The following is a 17,891-nucleotide window of genomic DNA, read 5'->3' on the forward strand; positions in this document are numbered from 1 at the left end:
CATTCCTTTTAACTAAATGTATTATAAATCCATTATCCTATAATTAGTATACAACTAAATTGCAGAACTTCCTATGATTTTTTTATTGGAAGTTATTAGCATCCCCTGTATTCATTATTTCTACTTCTGCTTCTACTTTTAACTCAGTTTTCTTAATAATATCTTTGATTTTTATCTTTGGATATTTCCTGTAAAATTCTTCACTTACATCAAAGATATCTATACCCATCTCCTTGTATTTTTCAAATACATTATTGCAGGCTTTCACAATATTCTCTTCTGATTTATTTTTGATTTTACTTATGTTTTCTTTTGTAAGTAAAATACTTTTCTGGGCCTCTCCAAAATCCACCTTAACTTTAATTTTCTTTTTTAAATGAATAACATTATCATAATAGCTAATTTCTGTCTTAGTTTTACTTTTTTTAATTTCTAAAGTTACAAATTTATTAATATCACAGGGATTAGTTATTTCTAAAGTACCGCCTGAAATGCTATTCATTAAAAAGTTGAACCCTTGCCCTTCAAAAATTGATAATATACTAACCATTTTATCATTTTTAATAACTGCTCCACCATTTATTTGTAATTTTGGTTCTAAACTATCTTTTGTGATATCTATTATGGTTATGACATTGCTTTTATCTCCCATATTCCTTTGGTTGTAAAATTCATTTAAACTTAGTTTTACAGCCCTTGAAGACGCCCCAATATTTTCTATAAGTTGCACTACAAATAATCCAATGTACTTATCTTGAATAATATTCAACTTTATAAGTTTTTCTGGATCCCCTAGGTATATTGCAATATACGGTCTTATAAGAAATTCTTGATCCCGGTCTAAAATATCTATAAAATTATCAAGACCGAATTCTGCTGCCTTTTGAGTAAATATTATGGCTTTATTCTGTGTATAATTTAATTTATAACTGGAAGTAGCATTCATATTTCTAACAGCTTCAAAGATTGTTTTTCCTGTTCCTTTAAATAATATTCTTTCATCCATTCCTTGAGGTGCTACCCCTCTTATTCCCTTAAAAGCTTCAGCATATAATATAGGATTCCCCATATTATCTACATCTATTATTAAGGCAGTAATAAATAAAACTTTATTAATATCCCTGTAACTGAAACACGATGTCATACTAAAACAATTCATTATTATTAAGACTATGATTAATATTTTTTTATACTTATTCATTATAAACATCCTTATCAAAAATACTATTAGATATTTCTCCTAGGTCTTTTCTATATAGTAAATCCTTTAATTTAAAGCTCTCTAACGTACCTAAAGGAAATAAATATGGATATCCACAGCTTTCAAGACTCGCCATATGTGAGATAAAAACAAAGAAACTAATATAAAATCCTGGAAGTCCCAGCACCGAGGAAAACAAAATAATAATTATATTCCATATGGTTAGAGCTCCATAAAGCTTAGGAACTAAAAAAGAAGATATAGAAGAAAGTGCCACAATTACTACAGTGCTTTGGGATGCCAGGCCTACTCCCACTGCAGCATCACCTAAAATTAAAGCACCAACAATGCTCATTGACTGGCCTATAGATTGTGGTAATCTTATACCCGCCTCTCTAAGTAGTTGAAAGAAAAAAGTCATTACTAATAGCTCTATAACAGTGGGAAGAGGTACACCCGCTCTTGAAATTGTGAACTTCACAGCAAACACAGTAGGAATAAGGGAAAAATGGAAACAAGCAATAGCCAAGTATAACCCTGACAATAAGCTAGCTGAGAAGAAGCTAACTACCCTGGTAAGTCTCGATAAATTAGCAAAATACTTATTAGAATAATAATCATCTGGTGCTTGAAAATTATCCACGAAAAAATATGGTGCAGTAATTACAAATGGTGTTCCATCTACAATTATTGCTATTTTTCCTTCTAAAAGCTTTGATGCTACAACATCTGGTTTTTCTGTAGTTCCTATTGTGTCAAAAGCTGTGTGCTTATTTTTTAATTGTTCCTCGATATAATTCGTATCTAATATAAACTCTAGCTTTATGCTAGACACTTTTTTTCTTATATAATGAACAAGCTTCCTTGGGGCTACCCCTTCTATATAGCATATGACAACTACTGTGTTAGATTTACTCCCTAAAACTAAGGTTTCGAATTTTAAATCCGAATTTTTTATCTTTCGTCTAATCAGAGATACATTATCTACAAAAGCCTCCGTAAATCCTTCTCTTGGTCCTTTAATTACATTTTCTGAAGGAGGTACGCCAACACTCCGCCTCACATACCCCTTGGCCTCACAATAAATTGCACTATTTGTAAAAGAAAATACCAGCACCAAATCCCCAGACAAAATGTGTGATATAGCATCATCATTACTGTTAATATCTCCAATGCTACTCGCTGATAATACTTCTTTTTTTATATACTCTAAATCTACATTTGAAATATTTTTTTGTATTAGTGGCTCAAATATATATTCACTAATAAATTTAGAATCACATAAATCATCAATAAATACGCCGATTACTATTCCCAGTGCGCATTCTATCTCTCGATATTTCACATCATAGCTATTTTTCAATTTTGCCTTAATATAATCCATATTTAGTTTTTCCATTTTAATCACCCTTTTTATTATTTGTAATATTTAAGATTATTATTCTCAAATTGGGAAATACTACTAATATATTGCAAGTTTTATTTTCAAAGAATATAAAATTGAAACAAGGAGTTAACATGGATAAGCTAAATACAAAACATCTAATCTTCATTATTTGGGGAACTTCCATTGTAGCAATGAAAACTTACCCCAATATATTCATTATAAATGCAGGTAGAAATTCCTGGATTTCCGTTATTATTGCCTCTATTCTTTTACTTTTATATTTTATTTATATACTTTTTGTTTGTAAAAAAACTAATTGCTATAATATGAATGAAATATACCATAGGGCTTTAGGTAAAACTATAGGTGACATTTTTTTGATACTATTTATCATAGCCTTAATTGTTGCCTTGATAGAAAGTTCTTCAGTGGAGGCAAATGCCTTGCACCTAAATATGCTTTCAGATACTCCACCTTGGTTTTTTCTTTTGTTTATATTAATACCAGCCATTTATATTACAAAAAAAGGTACTAGGTCAATAATTATAGTTACTATTATAGGTATATGTCTTATTATGGTTGCAGGTATAAACCTAGCAATTCTTACATCCAAATATAAAAAACTTAGTTACTTACTTCCTATAATGGCGGATGGTATCACCCCCTCTTTTATTTTATCTATAATAAAAGCACTTGGATGCTATGGAGGTATAGGAGTTTGCATTCCCTTTTTATCCAAAGTAATAAGTAAGTCAAAAATCACAAAGCACTGCATTATTGCAATATTAATTGTAATACAAATGGAGATTGTTGCAAACATTGGTCTTTTAAGTACCTTCGGCATAGCTAGAGTCCTTAGCCTTAACTATCCCAAGCTCATACAAACTCAGTTAGTTAGTTACTTCAGTTTTTTAGAGGGTGGGGAATTTTTTGTAATGCTTCAAATGGTGGGTGGATGGTTTATAAAATATATGTTAACGCTGAATGCCATACTAATTCTATTAAAACAACTTTCTTTCTTTAATAAATACACTATATACATTATTACTTTATTTGTATTCGCAATTTCCTATTTTGTTTCAGCTAAAGTATTGTTTCTATATAAGTTTTTAAATGTTTTTGCCTATTTCTCTGTAGTATGCTTCATATTAATACCAACAATAATTTTCAGTATATTTTATATTAAAACTAGAAAAGCCAAGAAAAATAAATATACAGGCATAATATAAAAATAGAGCTCTTATTTATCAACACTAAAGTATTGATAATAATAGCTCTATTTTTATGTTTATTATCTTATCTATTAATTTTTGTTTTTAAAGCTGTTATTAAAGGCAGTGCTAGAGCCATACCGCCTACTACTTGAAGAATGTTAGTAGGTATATCCTTTAAAGCAATAATTAATGCCTTTTCAAGAGTAAATTCTTTAGAAATAAATGTTAGTATAATTGCTCCACCTAAATAATATGCCACAATCATCCAAATACCCGCTATGACAAAAGCAAAAACATTATTTGAAAATTTATTTCCATCATAATTTTTTCTATAAGCAATGGTTCCAGCAATATAACCCATACCGCCTTTAATAACAAGAGTAAATGGCGCCCACATAGTATATCCAGTCATTAGATCAAATAAACACATACCAATAGCCGATGATATAGCTGCTTTTTTTCTTCCAAATAATATAGCTGATAAAAAAATCATGCTATCTCCTAAATGGAGTACTCCCATAGAACTGGGGAAATGTATAACACTCGTAGCTATAAATGTAATCGCTGCCATTAGACTGATTTGTACTATGTCAATAGTTTTAATTGCTGATACTCTATTTTCCATATTTTTCCTCCCATGATTTAATTTTTAATGCAATTTAGCCTTAAAATATATTCCTAAGCAATCTTTTAATATTAGTATATACAAAAATAATCATTTTTTCAAATGTATGCATACACTTTTAACCATACTTCCATATATTTTTGCATATACATTGCTAAAGTAATACATACTATATCTAGTATTCATATGCATAATTCACTAGAGTGGATAAATCCACTCTAGTAGATTTATAAATGGAGGTACGCATATGCCTTTTCTACGTTGGTTAGGTGGCTTTGTAGTATTATTTGTTTTAATTGGAGTACTTTTCAGCATAGGTGGTAATTTAATCAATATCCTACTAATAGTTGCTACAATTATCTTTATAGTTGATGCTCTATCCAGTAGAAGAAAAAGCACGTAAAAAAATAAAAGAAAAAATCTCTTGAAATTATTTCAAGAGATTTTTTCTTTTATTTTTAAATTAGTCATCGTTTTTGCTAACATCTGATAAAATCAAACCTTTATTATGCTCTATTGCCCAACTAATGGACCAATCACTTTGAAATAGTAACAAATCTCTGTCCTTAAGGTCTTTAACTATCCTCGTATCACTAGTTAAGTTAAGTTCTTCTTTGTCTATATTACTATTTTCAATCCATCTTATATATTTAAATGCCAATCTGTCCATCTTAATATCTGCATTATACTCATTTTTAAGTCTGAATTCTAATACTTCAAACTGAAGCACTCCTACAACCCCAACTATAATTTGTTCAATCCCTATATGAAGTTCCTTAAATACTTGGATTGCACCTTCTTCAGCTATTTGTGTTATACCCTTTATAAATTGCTTTCTCTTCATTGTATCAACAGTTCTCACACTTGCAAAATGTTCTGGGGCAAAAGTTGGTATTCCTTCAAACTTAAATTTATTTGATGAGGCACATATTGTATCTCCTATGCTAAATATACCTGGATCAAAAACCCCAATAATATCTCCTGCATAAGCCGCCTCAACTATTTCTCTCTCTTGCGCTAAAAATTGTTGAGGTTGCGCTAATTTTATTTTATTACCACCTTGCACATGATAAACGTCCATACCTTTTTCAAACTGTCCAGAACAAATTCTCATAAAAGCCATTCTATCTCTGTGAGCTTTATTCATATTAGCTTGAATTTTAAATACAAAAGCAGAAAAATCTTTGCTGAAAACGTCTATTTTACCTATGCTTGAATTTCTTGGTAATGGCGATGAAGTTAATCGTAAAAAGTTATCTAAAAAAGGTTCAACTCCAAAATTGGTTGAGGCACTTCCAAAAAATACTGGCGTAAGCTCTCCAGTAGCAACTTTTGCTAAATCAAAATCATCACCTGCTACATCTAAAAGCTCCATATCTTCCATAAGCTTTTCATATAGTACATCTCCAATAAGCTCAATTGCCTTTTCATCATTAACACTAATTTTTGTCTCTTTAGCTGCTATTTGCCCATGCTTTCCATCATCAAAAACAATTATTTCCTTTGTTCGTCTATCGTAAACACCTTTAAAATCTACCCCACAACCTATAGGCCAATTCATTGGGTAAGATTTAATTCCAAATTCATTTTCTATCTCATCCATAAGTTCGAATATATCTCTAGTTTCTCTATCCATCTTGTTAATAAACGTAAATATGGGTATCTCTCTAATACTACATACATGGAATAGCTTTCTTGTTTGCTCCTCTACTCCTTTTGCACCATCAATAATCATTACTGCACTATCTGCAGCCATAAGGGTTCTATAAGTATCTTCACTAAAGTCTTGGTGACCTGGTGTATCAAGTATGTTTATACAAAAATCATTATAATTAAATTGCATAACTGAAGATGTAACAGAAATACCTCTTTGTTTTTCTATTTCCATCCAGTCAGAAACCGCATGTTTAGAGGCTTTTCTAGCTTTAACTGAACCTGCAAGCCTTATTGCTCCTCCATATAATAATAACTTTTCTGTTAATGTAGTTTTACCAGCATCCGGGTGGGAAATTATAGCAAATGTTCTTCTCTTTTGAATCTCTTTTATGTAATCCAGCAAGGTTATCGCACTCCTTTTTTAAATATTTTAATATGTACTATAAATATATATTCCTACAATCACTCTCTGTACTTCTAGTGATTCTAAAATTTTCATTTTTAAATTCTCTACCTATTGATTTTATCTTTTATGAACATTTCTGTCAACTAAGCTTGTACTCTATAAATAAAAAAACCACAGCCTGTAAATTTAAAATGATACTACAGACTAGGGTTTTATAAAAGACTTTATTTTCAGCTTCTTTTTCACTGCTCGTAAGGGACTGCGCATGAACGTATAAAATTTTCACCGAGTGACTTGCAATATGAGCAAAAGATTAGAATTTCTTAATGGAATTTCCAGCCCCGAGCTCGTTTGTAAGGCACGCCGGAGAAATTTTAAACTTTATCTCGGAATAAATCCTATTTTCTTTTGCATTTTTCTTAATGTCTTATTGGCAACATAGTTAGCCTTCTCAGAACCTTTTTTATAAATCTCCTCTAAATAAGCTTTGTTACCCGTATATCCCTTAATCTTTACCTGTATTGGCTCAAGTTCAGAAACTATTGCTTCTGCTACATCATTTTTAAATTGAGCATAGCCTAGGCCTTCATATTTTTCTTCAATTTCTTTTATAGACATACCAGTTATAGTCATTAGTATAGTCATTAAGTTTTTAACACCTAATTGTTCCTCATTATACTTAACTTCTCCTAAGCTATCTGTGACAGCCCTATTTACTTTCTTTCTTATAACTTCTGGTGGATCCATTATTAAAATATATCCATTAATATTTTCTTCTGATTTAGACATTTTTTTTGTTGGATCTTGCATATCCATTATCTTAGCCCCTGATTTGGGTACATACGCTTCTGGGATTACAAATGTGTCGCTATATATCCTATTGAATCTTTCCCCTATATCCCTTGCAATTTCAAGATGTTGAAGTTGATCCTTTCCTACAGGAACTAAATCAGTTTGATATAATAAAATGTCTGCTGCCATCAGCACTGGATAGTTAAATAAACCTGCTGATATACTTTCTCCACTATTTTTAGATTTATCTTTATATTGAGTCATTCTACTTAATTCCCCCATGTAAGTGGAACAAGTTAACATCCAACCAGCTTCACTATGAGCTGGGACATGCGACTGAATAAATATGGTATTTTTCTCAGGATCAATGCCTGAAGCTAAATAAATAGCTAATAGTTCTAAGGATCTCCTTCTCAAATCCTTTGGTTCTTGTTTTACTGTAATTGCATGCAAATCCATCACACAAAAATAGCATTCATATTCTTCTTGTAATTTAACCCAGTTTTTTATAGCTCCTAAATAATTTCCTAAAGTTAAGTCGCCTGAAGGTTTAATTCCACTAAATATTACTTTTTTATTACCTTCCAAAAATATCATCTCCTAAAATATAATATATGATTTATTCAATGTATTAAAAGGTCCTTTAATGTAAAAAAAGCCCTATGGATAAATCCATAGGGCGCATATACACGGTACCACCTAATACTTAGAAGCTATTAGAGCTTCTACTCAAACAGATACACTAAGATATCCTACCTTTATAACGTAAGGCTTACGTCAAGGACTACTGCAATTCATCCCGAGTCTTAGAGACCCATTCAATTTAAACATAATTATCGCAATCACACTATCTACGACTCTCTGAAAATCTGTTTTTAAATTTACTTGCTTCTCATCAACGACTATAACAATATAAATAATTTAAATGTATTTAAACCATGATATGCTTATTTACTTAAATTGTCAACACAAATTTAAATTTTATGCTTTCCAAAGACCATGTAAGTTGCAGTATTCGCGTACAAACAACACTTCTTCATCTAATTTAAATTCTGCTACTGGTTTTTCACCTGGTTTTAAGTATTTTCTGTATACTTTACTTTCTGTATGCACTTCTATAAATTCAATATGATGTTCTTCTGTCATCGGATGCTCTACTGCTCCAACCATGACTCTAATTCCACCTTCTATTTTTTCTACTACTGGAACATGTTTTTCAACTGCTGCGTCCTGAGTATTTTCGCCTTTAAGTGTCATAGGTTTTCCACAACAGACTAAAGTTCCTCCAGCATTGTGGACCACTTCAACTATATTACCACATATTTCACATTTGTAAATTTGTCTTAATTCAGTCATTATTATTCCTCCTTTAAATTTAGAACACTATAAGTCTAATTGTAATCTTATTAATCTATAATAGTTATTTATTGATAACAACTATAAGTATATATATTCTACATTTTATTTAATTCTCCTTTATTAAATTGTGAATTTTTAGTTATTTATATATTTTTTCCGAAATAACCTTATTATATTCATTTAGAACCACCGGTATTGATTTGACTAATATTACCTTCATTTTTTCACTCTTATTTGGAACACTATATAATATAAATATAAAAGGAGGTATGAATATGGGCAAAAATGAAATGAAACTGTATGCGCCTCACCAAAGGGATTTTTATGATGTAGAACCCAGAGACATTAGATCTTATTCAGAAAAAGACTCTACTATGCTACCAGACCCGGTAACTGACCCTATAGTTGCTATGAATATATCTAATGTAGAATTTGACTACACCTATAATGGTGGACAAGAAATTTTAGATATAGAAGAATAACTTTTCATAAGGCAAATTTAATCATAAAAACGGATAACTTCTTTTTAGAAGTTATCCGTTTTTTAAATTATAACCTCTACTTTATGCACTCCATCAATAAATGGAATTAGCGCATCTTCACATAAATTTCCATCAAGCCAAATACCTTTATCTCCCTCTCGTTTAATCTGGATTTCATACTCAAATTTATCTTTTTTATAAATAATCTCATAGTGTGACCATTCATCTGGCACACAGGGTTCAATGGTAAATCCTTTTCCCTCTTTTAGTTTAAAACCTAAAATAGCTTCTATTCCCGTTGTATACATCCACCCTGAGGTTCCAGTATACCAACTCCACCCTCCTCGCCCTATATGAGGTTCTTTTCCATAAACATCTGCAGTCATTACGTAAGGCTCCGTTTTATATCTTTCACACTGGAGCAATGTTTTTGTATGATTAATAGGGTTTATCATATTATACAACTTAGTTGCTTTATTACCATTGTGAAGTTTAGCAAAGGCAAGAATTACCCAAGTTGCAGCATGCGTATATTGACCTCCATTTTCTCTAACTCCAGGTACATAGCCTTTGATATAACCAGGTTCTAAATTAGATTTGCTAAAAGGTGGAGTTAACAGTAAAATCATTCCATTATCTTCTTTTATTAAATAGTGTTCTAAGGACTTCATAGCCATCCCTGCTCTGTCACTATTTGCAGCTCCAGATATAACTGCCCAGGATTGAGATAGAGAATCAATCTTACACTCTTCATTTTCAGATGAACCAAGGGCTGTGCCATCATCGAAATATGCTCTCCTATACCAATTGCCATCCCATGCATTATCCTCTAGATTTATCCTTATATATTCTTGCATCCCCTTATATCGCTGTAGTCTCGCCTCATCCTTTTTATACTTGCAAGCCCCAGAGAACTCCTCTAATATATTATATAAAAACCACCCCAGCCATACACTTTCACCGCTTCCTTTGTTGCCTACAGTACTCATTCCATCATTCCAATCTCCACTGCCCATTAATGGAATATTATGAGGACCAAATTTAAGAGCTTTGTCTATTGCTTTAGTGCAGTGTTCATATATACTGCCTGTAAAATCTGCCTTTCCTGAAATGTTATATCTTTCATCTTCCCCAACCGCTAGTGGCGTATCCATTAAGTACTGCGCACTTTCTTCAAGGATATCAAAATCACCTGTATTTTTTATATATTCCATAGTTACAAAAGGTAACCATAATAAGTCATCAGAGAACCTTGTTCTTATTCCACTATCTACAACTGGATGCCACCAATGTTGCACATCGCCCTCAACAAATTGTCTTGAAGCACTAAGTAGAATTTGTTTTTTTGTCATACTAGGTTCAAGCAAGCTTACAGGCATAACATCCTGAAGCTGATCTCTAAAGCCATAAGCTCCACCGGATTGATAAAATGCAGTTCTTGCCCACAGTCTACATACTATAGTTTGGTACATTAGCCATCCATTAAGCATTAAATCCATACTCTTATCTGGAGTCTTAACCTGCAATGTATGAAGTAATTTATTCCAATAATCCTTCACCTTTTGCAATTGCGTATCAACTCTTTCAAAATCTTCAAATTCCACAATAGCATTAGAAATACTATCTAAATCCTCATTTTCACCTATCATAGCTACAAGTTCAATCTCCATATTAGGCTCCAGATAAATTTTAGAAGTAACTGCTAAGCAGGGGTCTATTCCAGCTCCTACGGTGTTCGAAAGTCTTACTCTCTTTAATGCATCGGGGTCTTCTACACTTCCTCCTCTACCTAGAAACTCACCTCTGTCTCCAGTAAAGCTTTGATTCTCCCCACCAATTAATTTTAAGAAAGCATTTAATTTACCAAAATTCTGACTATAAGTATTTGTAGCATATATATATTTGTTTTCTTCATTGAAATAAGTAACAATATGCTGAGCAGTATGCTCCCTTGCAACCCCCATTACAAGCTCTGCATAATAGGTTATACTTAACTCTCGAGCTATATCGCTATTATTCACAAGTTTTATTTTACATAGCTTAAGGTTATGTGACATAGGCACAAACATGATTACTTCACCCATAATTCCATAAGCCTCATGTTTAAAATTTGAATATCCAAAGCCATGCTGGATTAAATATTCTCCACCATCTCTTATAGGTTTGGGTGTAATGGACCACACATTCCCAAAAGTGTCATCTCGCAAATATATAGCTTCTGAGGGCTCATCACTTACCCAGTCATTTGACCAAGTAGTAATTTTATTCTCGCGACTATTACCATGCCAAGTATAAGCTGCTCCACATTCTGACACATGAAATCCAAAATCGCCATTGGAAATTACATTTATCCAAGGTGCTGGTGTATTATTAAAATCTTTAAGTAGAATGGTGTAATTTTCATTTTCTACATCAAAGCCTCCTAAGTCATTAAAATACTCTAATGGTTTAATATCGAACTTGTGAGTTTTAAACGCAAATTTATTTTCTGCTTTTTTCAAAAATGGTTGTTTTTCTATTTTCTCATAGTTATTCCTAATTTGAGATACTAACATCCCCTTGGAGGAATCTATAACTATTCTAGCTATAGCTATAAAAAGATCTATATCATCATCCCTTATAGTTGCCTTATTAAGTATAAATAGTCCCCCTGGTTTATTTTCTTTATCTCTTAAGTGACTACTACCTACCAAATTTTTAATATCAGCTTGTAGTGGTTGATCATATGAGGTTTTTTGAAGATTTATTATTACCAAATCAACTCTTAGTCCTTTAAGGCTTAAGTATTCATGGGCATTTACAAGTTGGCGAGCTAAGTCTCTATCTTTGCTCTCCCTTGCTATAAGTAGCATTATAGGTAAATCTCCTGAAATACCATATCCCCAAAGAGTAGATTGACCCGTCTTTACCTTTTTTATAAATTCTCCTCTTTCTTTAAAAGTAGAATTTAAAAACAAAATTTTAGAAGCCATTACTTGGTATAAGTTTGCTTGGGTAGATTTTATACCTAGATATTTCATATCTACCTGAGTTTGACTCCACGCTAAATCAAATACCCTATCTACATTGTGCAGTTCACTATATTTTTTAGCTAGACTTATTACTTCCGCTTTACTATTAGCTATTGAGGTAGTGAATGCTATAACACAGGTTTCGCCAGGTTTTATCTTAACTCGCCTTCTTAAACTTATTATAGGATCCAGGACCGCCCCCACAGTGTTAGTTAAAAGTGAGTCTCGCTTCATTGCTCTTGGATGTATTATGTTTTCACCGCGTCCTATGAAATTCTCTCTGCTAGTTTCATATTGAACAGTTCCTATGGTAGTTCCATAAACTGCAACAGTTTGCATAAGCCAAGGTTGCAATGCGCCTTTAGCTCTCGGTCTTCTTGTTGCCAGGATACAGCTAGGATTATCTATATACTCTGTTTTTACAAATAGATTACCAAATGCTGGATGCACTATATCTGCATCATAATGAGCCAGCGTTACTTCTAAATAACTAGTTATTTCTAAATTTTTACTCTTTGTGCCATGGTTTGTAATGGATAATCTTCTTACTTCTGAATCATCTTCTGTAGACACAGTAATTTCCATGCGAGTAGTAATATTGTTATCACCCCTTGTAAATTCTGCTTTGTCTAAGGCGAAGGTTACTTCATAGCTATCCCCTTCACTTTTACAAGGTTCATAAGCCGCGCTGAAGTATTCATTCTCATCCACATCTTTGATATACACAAACATGCCTGTATTGTCTTTAGTAACATCTTCTTTCCATCTATAAATCATAGTTCTATTCCTTGAAGCATACCCCGCGCCACTATTAGAAATCATTAAGGAATAGCTTCCATTTGAAATTAAATGTGTTTCTGGCGATTCTGTGTTTGCTGTAGTATATTTTCTAACTATAATCTTTTGTTTTCCCATAGTAGTTCCTGATACATTAAATTTATATTCTCTATCATATACTACTCTTTTAGAAATTTTTTCTTGAAGTAATAGTTCTGTAGCTTTCACCTTTGGTAAGCTATGAAATCTTTTTTGGAGAATATTGTTTAATAATACATTGTCTATTGCCATTAAGCTCATTCCTTCATGGTGAATCATAAAACACTTAATAATAGCTTTAGATTCCTCACTAGGTATTCTATTTTTGGTATAATCTGCAGCTTCATAAAATCCATAAGTTCCCTCTAAGCCCTCACTAGCAAGTTCACGAAGATTATCATAAGCCCCTCTGAAATCAGTTTGCAATGCCATCACCGTAGAATATGGAGAAATAACCAATTCATTTGCTAATCCTCGCTTTAAGCCTACTCCAGGTATTCCGAATGCCTTATATTGATAATTTAAATTTACATCAAAATTGTAAAATGCAGATTCAGAGATTCCAAAAGGCACCTCTTTTTCATTACAATATTTCTTTTGTGCCTGAATTACAGCTTTGTAGGTTTCGTCTAGCATTGTGCCCTGATAATTTTTCATTATAAGTAAGGGCATCAAGTATTCAAACATAGTTCCACTCCAAGAAACCAGTCCCTTACTTTTACCCATAAGAGTCATAGATCTACCAAGCACAAACCAATGTTTTTTAGGAATATCCCCTTTTGCTATAGCTACAAAGCTAGCCTGCCTTGATTCAGATGCTAATAAATCATAATAGCTCTTACCTAAATTATCATTCTCTACGTCATATCCAATACTAAACAATTCCCGTTCTTTGTCGTATACCATTTTAAAATCTGTAGCTTCCGCCATAGAGTTTAGTCTTTGTTTCAAGTTCTCAATGCTACTAATAATCATTTGAGATTTTTCTTTTGTGTTTTGTAATGATATTTTTAATTTTTTTAAATATTCATCATTTTGGGGCTTACTATTTAACATATTTAATATTTTACTTATTTTTTTTGGAATAGCATTTAAAGCTGTTCTTTCTAATAAATTGCTTAAAGAATTATTAATATCTAAATCAATGTTTTCTTCCAGAGTAATATTAAACCAAGGGAAAAATTCATTTATTTCCTCTAAAAATCCTTCCACATCACTTTTAAGCTTTTTATTCCAATATAATTCATTTCCACATTCATTTTTTCCCACTTCTTTAATTTTAATAGATAAGTCTACAAGCATAGTTTCCCAGGATTTAAAATCAATTACATCATTATTTAAGTTTCCTATTAAGACCTGATATAATCCTTTTATTCCCATGGTCTCTTCTATTTCTTCATTAGCAAGCCTCATGGTGTCTTTCAACCCTCTAACCTGCATCTGGTTAAATATTGGAACACATAAATAATCCTCAAGAGCCTGTGAAACTACCCACAGGTAGCCAACTAAATTCCCACTATCCACAGTGGATACGTATCTTGGATAAAGTGGTGTTTTATTTTTAGTATCATACCAATTATAAAAATGACCTTTGTAAGTAGCCATGTCTTCCATTGACGTCATACTCTTTCCTATCCTGCTTACAGTCTCTATGATTCCTATATATCCTAAATCATAGGCAACTATATTTGAGGTAAGGCCCATACCTAAATCCGTTGGAGAAGTTCTATGTGCTACTCCATTAGGCGGGTCTTCTTGGTAATTATCAGGTCCAAGCCAATTATTTTCGTCATTAACAAAATCTTCAAAATAAGCCCAAGTTTTTCTACTTATTTTCCTTAAGAAAATCACTTCTTGTTCATTCATCTCAAGGGTTTCTAAACCTCTATCGCGACTTATAAGATAGGCCACTAAAGGGCTTAAAAGCCATAGAGCGCAGGAAGGTATACTAAGAATTCCAATGCTTGCAGCACTATTGAATGCTAGAAATAAAATCAACAGTGAAATTGCACTACCCATCCACATAAAAGCTATAAAATTTTTAAATTTTTTTCCTAGTTTCACCTCCACGTCTGCTGCTGTCTGCCACTCTAATAAATTTTTCTTGCTAATAATCAATCTATATAAGGTTCTAATTATGGCATCTAACATAAGGTATGCTTGAAAAGGTATAAAACAAAAAATCAAAAATACCTGTTCTATAGCCATCTTACTATTTTGAATTTTACCTGATAAACTTATACCTATAGCCGGAGAGACTACAGCTTCTGTTACATCAAAAAGTATAGGGGCTATTATCGCAACAAAGGCTGTAATAAACCATTTATCCGTACCATCAGGCAATATTCCACTTAAAGTAAGTATAAGGAGTATTGTAATGGTTGGAGCTAATAAACTTCTTCTTAAGTTATCTAATATTTTCCATTTAGACATCCTGCTTAAAGGTGAAGAACTTTTAAGCCAAGGTAATAATTGCCAATCACCTCTAGTCCACCTATGGAGTCTCATACAACTTGAATTATAATAAGCTGGGTATCCATCTATAAACTCCACATCCGTAACTAAGGCAGTCCTAACATATGCCCCCTCTAATAAGTCGTGGCTTAAAACTGTATTTTCAGGTATCTCATCTTTTAACATATAATTAAAAACATCTACATCATAAATTCCTTTTCCAGTAAAAATTCCTTCTCCAAATAAATCCTGATATACATCAGATACAGCGGTAGTATACATATCTATGCCTGTTTCACCAGAGAATATCTTTGAAAATAGGGTTTTATGTGCACTAAGAATTGATACCCCTATTCTTGGTTGCATAAGCCCATAGCCTCTACTCACAGTTTTTTTACTATAATTTATAACCGCATTATTTAGGGGATGAGCCATGGCACCTATTAATTTTTTAGCAGAATCTCTTGGGAGCTTTGTATCTGCATCTAAAGTAATAACATATTTAACCGATCTCAGTATTTGTGCATTCTTACTTATTACATTGTAACTAGTATTTTCATTCCCTCGAAGAAACTCATTAAACTCCATAAGCTTTCCACGTTTTCTTTCCCAACCTATCCACTTATCCTCACTTTTGTTGTACTGCCTTACTCTATTTAAGAAGAAAAATATTTCCTTCCCATTAGTACAATACTTTTTATTTAGTGATTCTATGGCTAGAAGCCCTCGGCTCACTACTGCTTTATCTCCTTCTTCCTCCCTTGTGGCACTATCCTTAAAATCTCCAAGTAAAGCAAAATATAAATTGTTTTGTGAATTGGCTAAATAGTATATTTCTAAGTCGGCTATTAACTCTTCTACCCTAGAAGGATTATTGAGTAAGGTTGGAATTACAACCACTGTACTAAATTTCTCTGGTATTACTTCTTTAAATTCCATTTTAGGAATAAAAGATGGAGAAATTAAAATACTTACACTCCAGTTGAAAATCGATATTGCTATTTCGCTACAAGGCACTAATATCACAATTATAGCTACAACATATCTCCATAATACTTTGTCATTATCATATAATAGACTAAACACAATAAATAGAGATATTATTAACATTGTGAACACAATAATAGTACCTATATATAAATTTTCTCTATTCTTCTTTGTGATATTTGTAAGCCATCCTATGCCTGTATTCTTGTATCCTATTTTCTCCTTCAATTCTTGGATTCCTTCATCTACCAAATAATACCCAACATGCTGTTTATAAACATTACTTTCTGATGCCTCATTTTCCTTGCAACATTCAATAATTTTTTTTGCTATATAGGATTCTGGAAGCTTTGTATGTTTGTATATCTTTTCTATTTCATGCCTATAATTATCTCTTGACTTAAAATCCATTTCTCCGTAAATGCAAGCTGGATCATCCCTCAGTATACTCTCTACAGAACTTAATTTTTCAAAATAATTTCTCCAATTTAAACCTTCAATAACTCTTATACTATTAATAGAATTACCCATAGATATTTCAAAATTAGCTTCCATTTGATGCTCTAGGGATATGATTTTCTCTGAGCTTGTTTCAAGCGCTCCAAGTTTTTCATCTATATAATCATAAACATCTTTAGAATCAATGCCATTATCCCTGAGTAGTTTCAATAATCTTTCTGTAAAATGAGAATTAAATGTGTGCTTTTCACTATTTAATAGTGATAGTACAGTGTCAACCTTACCTTCATTGAAACTATTAATTAACCGCTCTGCAACAAGTTCTGCTTCCTTTTTATCCTGCTCTGCATTAACAATTTTCTCAGTTATCTTACTAATATTTTGTATTAATGCTATTCGAAGCATTATAGGAATAGCCCATAGTTCACCTGTGGTTAGTAAAGTGCTCTTTTGGTAAGCCCTAATAAAGTTTGCAATAACACTTTCATCAATTCTACCATCAGTGTGGGATACCATTTCAATAGCAATATGATATACCCTTGGATACCCCTTTATAACTCCTTTATATATAACTGGCAGGTCATTATAATATGTTTTTGGCATATTATGTTTTATACTTTTATACTCTTTTTCTACCAAATAAAGATTATCCAAAAGCCATTCTGCTGCAGGTACTACTTCTCTTTTGCTTTTTCCTTCCTTATATATGTTTTCGTAGCCTTTTAAAATTTTTTCATAGCTTCTATCTAAATTACTAATAAGCTTTTTCTTGCAATTAGTATTCTTGATATCAGAGTAATGGTGTGCTATTTCAGAGGCATGTTTTTCTAAATCCTCTCTATTGACATTTATGGTTGGAATATCTTTTAGTAAATTTTCTTCTTGATAATAATTTATATTTTTCCTTACCACTAAGTAAATTAAACCACTTATTACGACTATTGCCCCTAATGTAAGATAAAGCACTATAACCACCCTTTCAACGCTTTTTGTTAATTATGTTTATGAAGATTTAGGACTAACTCAAATTATTATCTCCAAC

10 protein-coding genes and 1 other annotated feature are annotated in these 17,891 nt (G+C 32.0%); of the genes, 3 read left to right on the forward strand and 7 right to left on the reverse strand.

What is annotated here, in order from left to right; all coding sequences use genetic code 11:
- Positions 1-82 precede the first annotated feature (82 nt).
- Together Ctaglu_RS17560 and Ctaglu_RS17565 are read right to left on the reverse strand one after the other, a co-directional pair.
- The gene (locus Ctaglu_RS17560) at positions 83-1,201 is read right to left on the reverse strand and encodes a Ger(x)C family spore germination protein (RefSeq protein ID WP_185732795.1); all 1,119 of its coding nucleotides are present in this window, start codon (positions 1,199-1,201) and stop codon (positions 83-85) included.
- The gene (locus Ctaglu_RS17565; protein WP_125004089.1) at positions 1,194-2,600 is read right to left on the reverse strand and encodes a spore germination protein; all 1,407 of its coding nucleotides are present in this window, start codon (positions 2,598-2,600) and stop codon (positions 1,194-1,196) included. Before Ctaglu_RS17565 ends, Ctaglu_RS17560 begins: the two co-directional genes overlap by 8 nt.
- Positions 2,601-2,719: 119 nt before the next feature.
- Here Ctaglu_RS17565 and Ctaglu_RS17570 point away from each other — a divergent pair, with 119 nt between their 5' ends.
- Positions 2,720-3,817 (forward strand): GerAB/ArcD/ProY family transporter, encoded by a 1,098-nt coding sequence (locus Ctaglu_RS17570; RefSeq protein ID WP_125004091.1) that lies wholly within the window; start codon positions 2,720-2,722, stop codon positions 3,815-3,817.
- A 67-nt stretch (positions 3,818-3,884) separates the two neighbouring features.
- On the opposite strand, the gene Ctaglu_RS17575 is transcribed toward Ctaglu_RS17570, so the two are convergent.
- Entirely contained in the window at positions 3,885-4,427 is a 543-nt protein-coding gene (locus tag Ctaglu_RS17575) for an ECF transporter S component (protein ID WP_125004093.1), read from the reverse strand.
- A gap of 247 nt (positions 4,428-4,674) precedes the next feature.
- Here Ctaglu_RS17575 and Ctaglu_RS25325 point away from each other — a divergent pair, with 247 nt between their 5' ends.
- Positions 4,675-4,830 (forward strand): hypothetical protein, encoded by a 156-nt coding sequence (locus Ctaglu_RS25325; protein ID WP_164948638.1) that lies wholly within the window; start codon positions 4,675-4,677, stop codon positions 4,828-4,830.
- A 60-nt stretch (positions 4,831-4,890) separates the two neighbouring features.
- Here Ctaglu_RS25325 and Ctaglu_RS17580 read toward each other — a convergent pair whose 3' ends face one another.
- The 3 genes from Ctaglu_RS17580 to Ctaglu_RS17590 form a co-directional block, all read right to left on the reverse strand.
- Positions 4,891-6,486, reverse strand: a complete 1,596-nt coding sequence (locus Ctaglu_RS17580) for a peptide chain release factor 3 (protein WP_125004095.1) — start codon at positions 6,484-6,486, stop codon at positions 4,891-4,893.
- Between the two features lie 384 nt (positions 6,487-6,870).
- The gene (gene trpS / locus Ctaglu_RS17585; protein WP_125004097.1) at positions 6,871-7,869 is read right to left on the reverse strand and encodes a tryptophan--tRNA ligase; all 999 of its coding nucleotides are present in this window, start codon (positions 7,867-7,869) and stop codon (positions 6,871-6,873) included.
- Positions 7,870-7,953: 84 nt separating this feature from the next.
- Positions 7,954-8,189, reverse strand: a binding site (T-box leader).
- A gap of 73 nt (positions 8,190-8,262) precedes the next feature.
- Positions 8,263-8,637, reverse strand: a complete 375-nt coding sequence (locus Ctaglu_RS17590) for a desulfoferrodoxin (protein ID WP_125004099.1) — start codon at positions 8,635-8,637, stop codon at positions 8,263-8,265.
- A 278-nt stretch (positions 8,638-8,915) separates the two neighbouring features.
- On the opposite strand from Ctaglu_RS17590, the gene Ctaglu_RS17595 reads away from it, so the two are divergent.
- Complete coding sequence (locus Ctaglu_RS17595) at positions 8,916-9,122, forward strand: hypothetical protein (protein ID WP_202017911.1); 207 nt, start codon at positions 8,916-8,918, stop codon at positions 9,120-9,122.
- Positions 9,123-9,184: 62 nt separating this feature from the next.
- Here Ctaglu_RS17595 and Ctaglu_RS17600 read toward each other — a convergent pair whose 3' ends face one another.
- Positions 9,185-17,815 (reverse strand): glycoside hydrolase family 94 protein, encoded by an 8,631-nt coding sequence (locus Ctaglu_RS17600; protein ID WP_125004101.1) that lies wholly within the window; start codon positions 17,813-17,815, stop codon positions 9,185-9,187.
- Between the last annotated feature and the right edge of the window lie 76 nt (positions 17,816-17,891).

Source organism: Clostridium tagluense (assembly GCF_003865095.1).
In the GTDB taxonomy this organism is placed as follows: Bacteria; Bacillota; Clostridia; order Clostridiales; family Clostridiaceae; genus Clostridium_AD; species Clostridium_AD tagluense.

Bases quoted from the DNA above. Each gene is read 5' to 3' on its own strand.
- Ctaglu_RS17560 (WP_185732795.1), bottom strand. From the start codon at position 1,201: ATGAATAAGTATAAAAAAATATTAATCATAGTCTTAATAATAATGAAT.
- Ctaglu_RS17565 (WP_125004089.1), bottom strand. From the start codon at position 2,600: ATGGAAAAACTAAATATGGATTATATTAAGGCAAAATTGAAAAATAGC.
- Ctaglu_RS17570 (WP_125004091.1), top strand. From the start codon at position 2,720: ATGGATAAGCTAAATACAAAACATCTAATCTTCATTATTTGGGGAACT.
- Ctaglu_RS17575 (WP_125004093.1), bottom strand. From the start codon at position 4,427: ATGGAAAATAGAGTATCAGCAATTAAAACTATTGACATAGTACAAATC.
- Ctaglu_RS25325 (WP_164948638.1), top strand. From the start codon at position 4,675: ATGCCTTTTCTACGTTGGTTAGGTGGCTTTGTAGTATTATTTGTTTTA.
- Ctaglu_RS17590 (WP_125004099.1), bottom strand. From the start codon at position 8,637: ATGACTGAATTAAGACAAATTTACAAATGTGAAATATGTGGTAATATA.
- Ctaglu_RS17595 (WP_202017911.1), top strand. From the start codon at position 8,916: ATGGGCAAAAATGAAATGAAACTGTATGCGCCTCACCAAAGGGATTTT.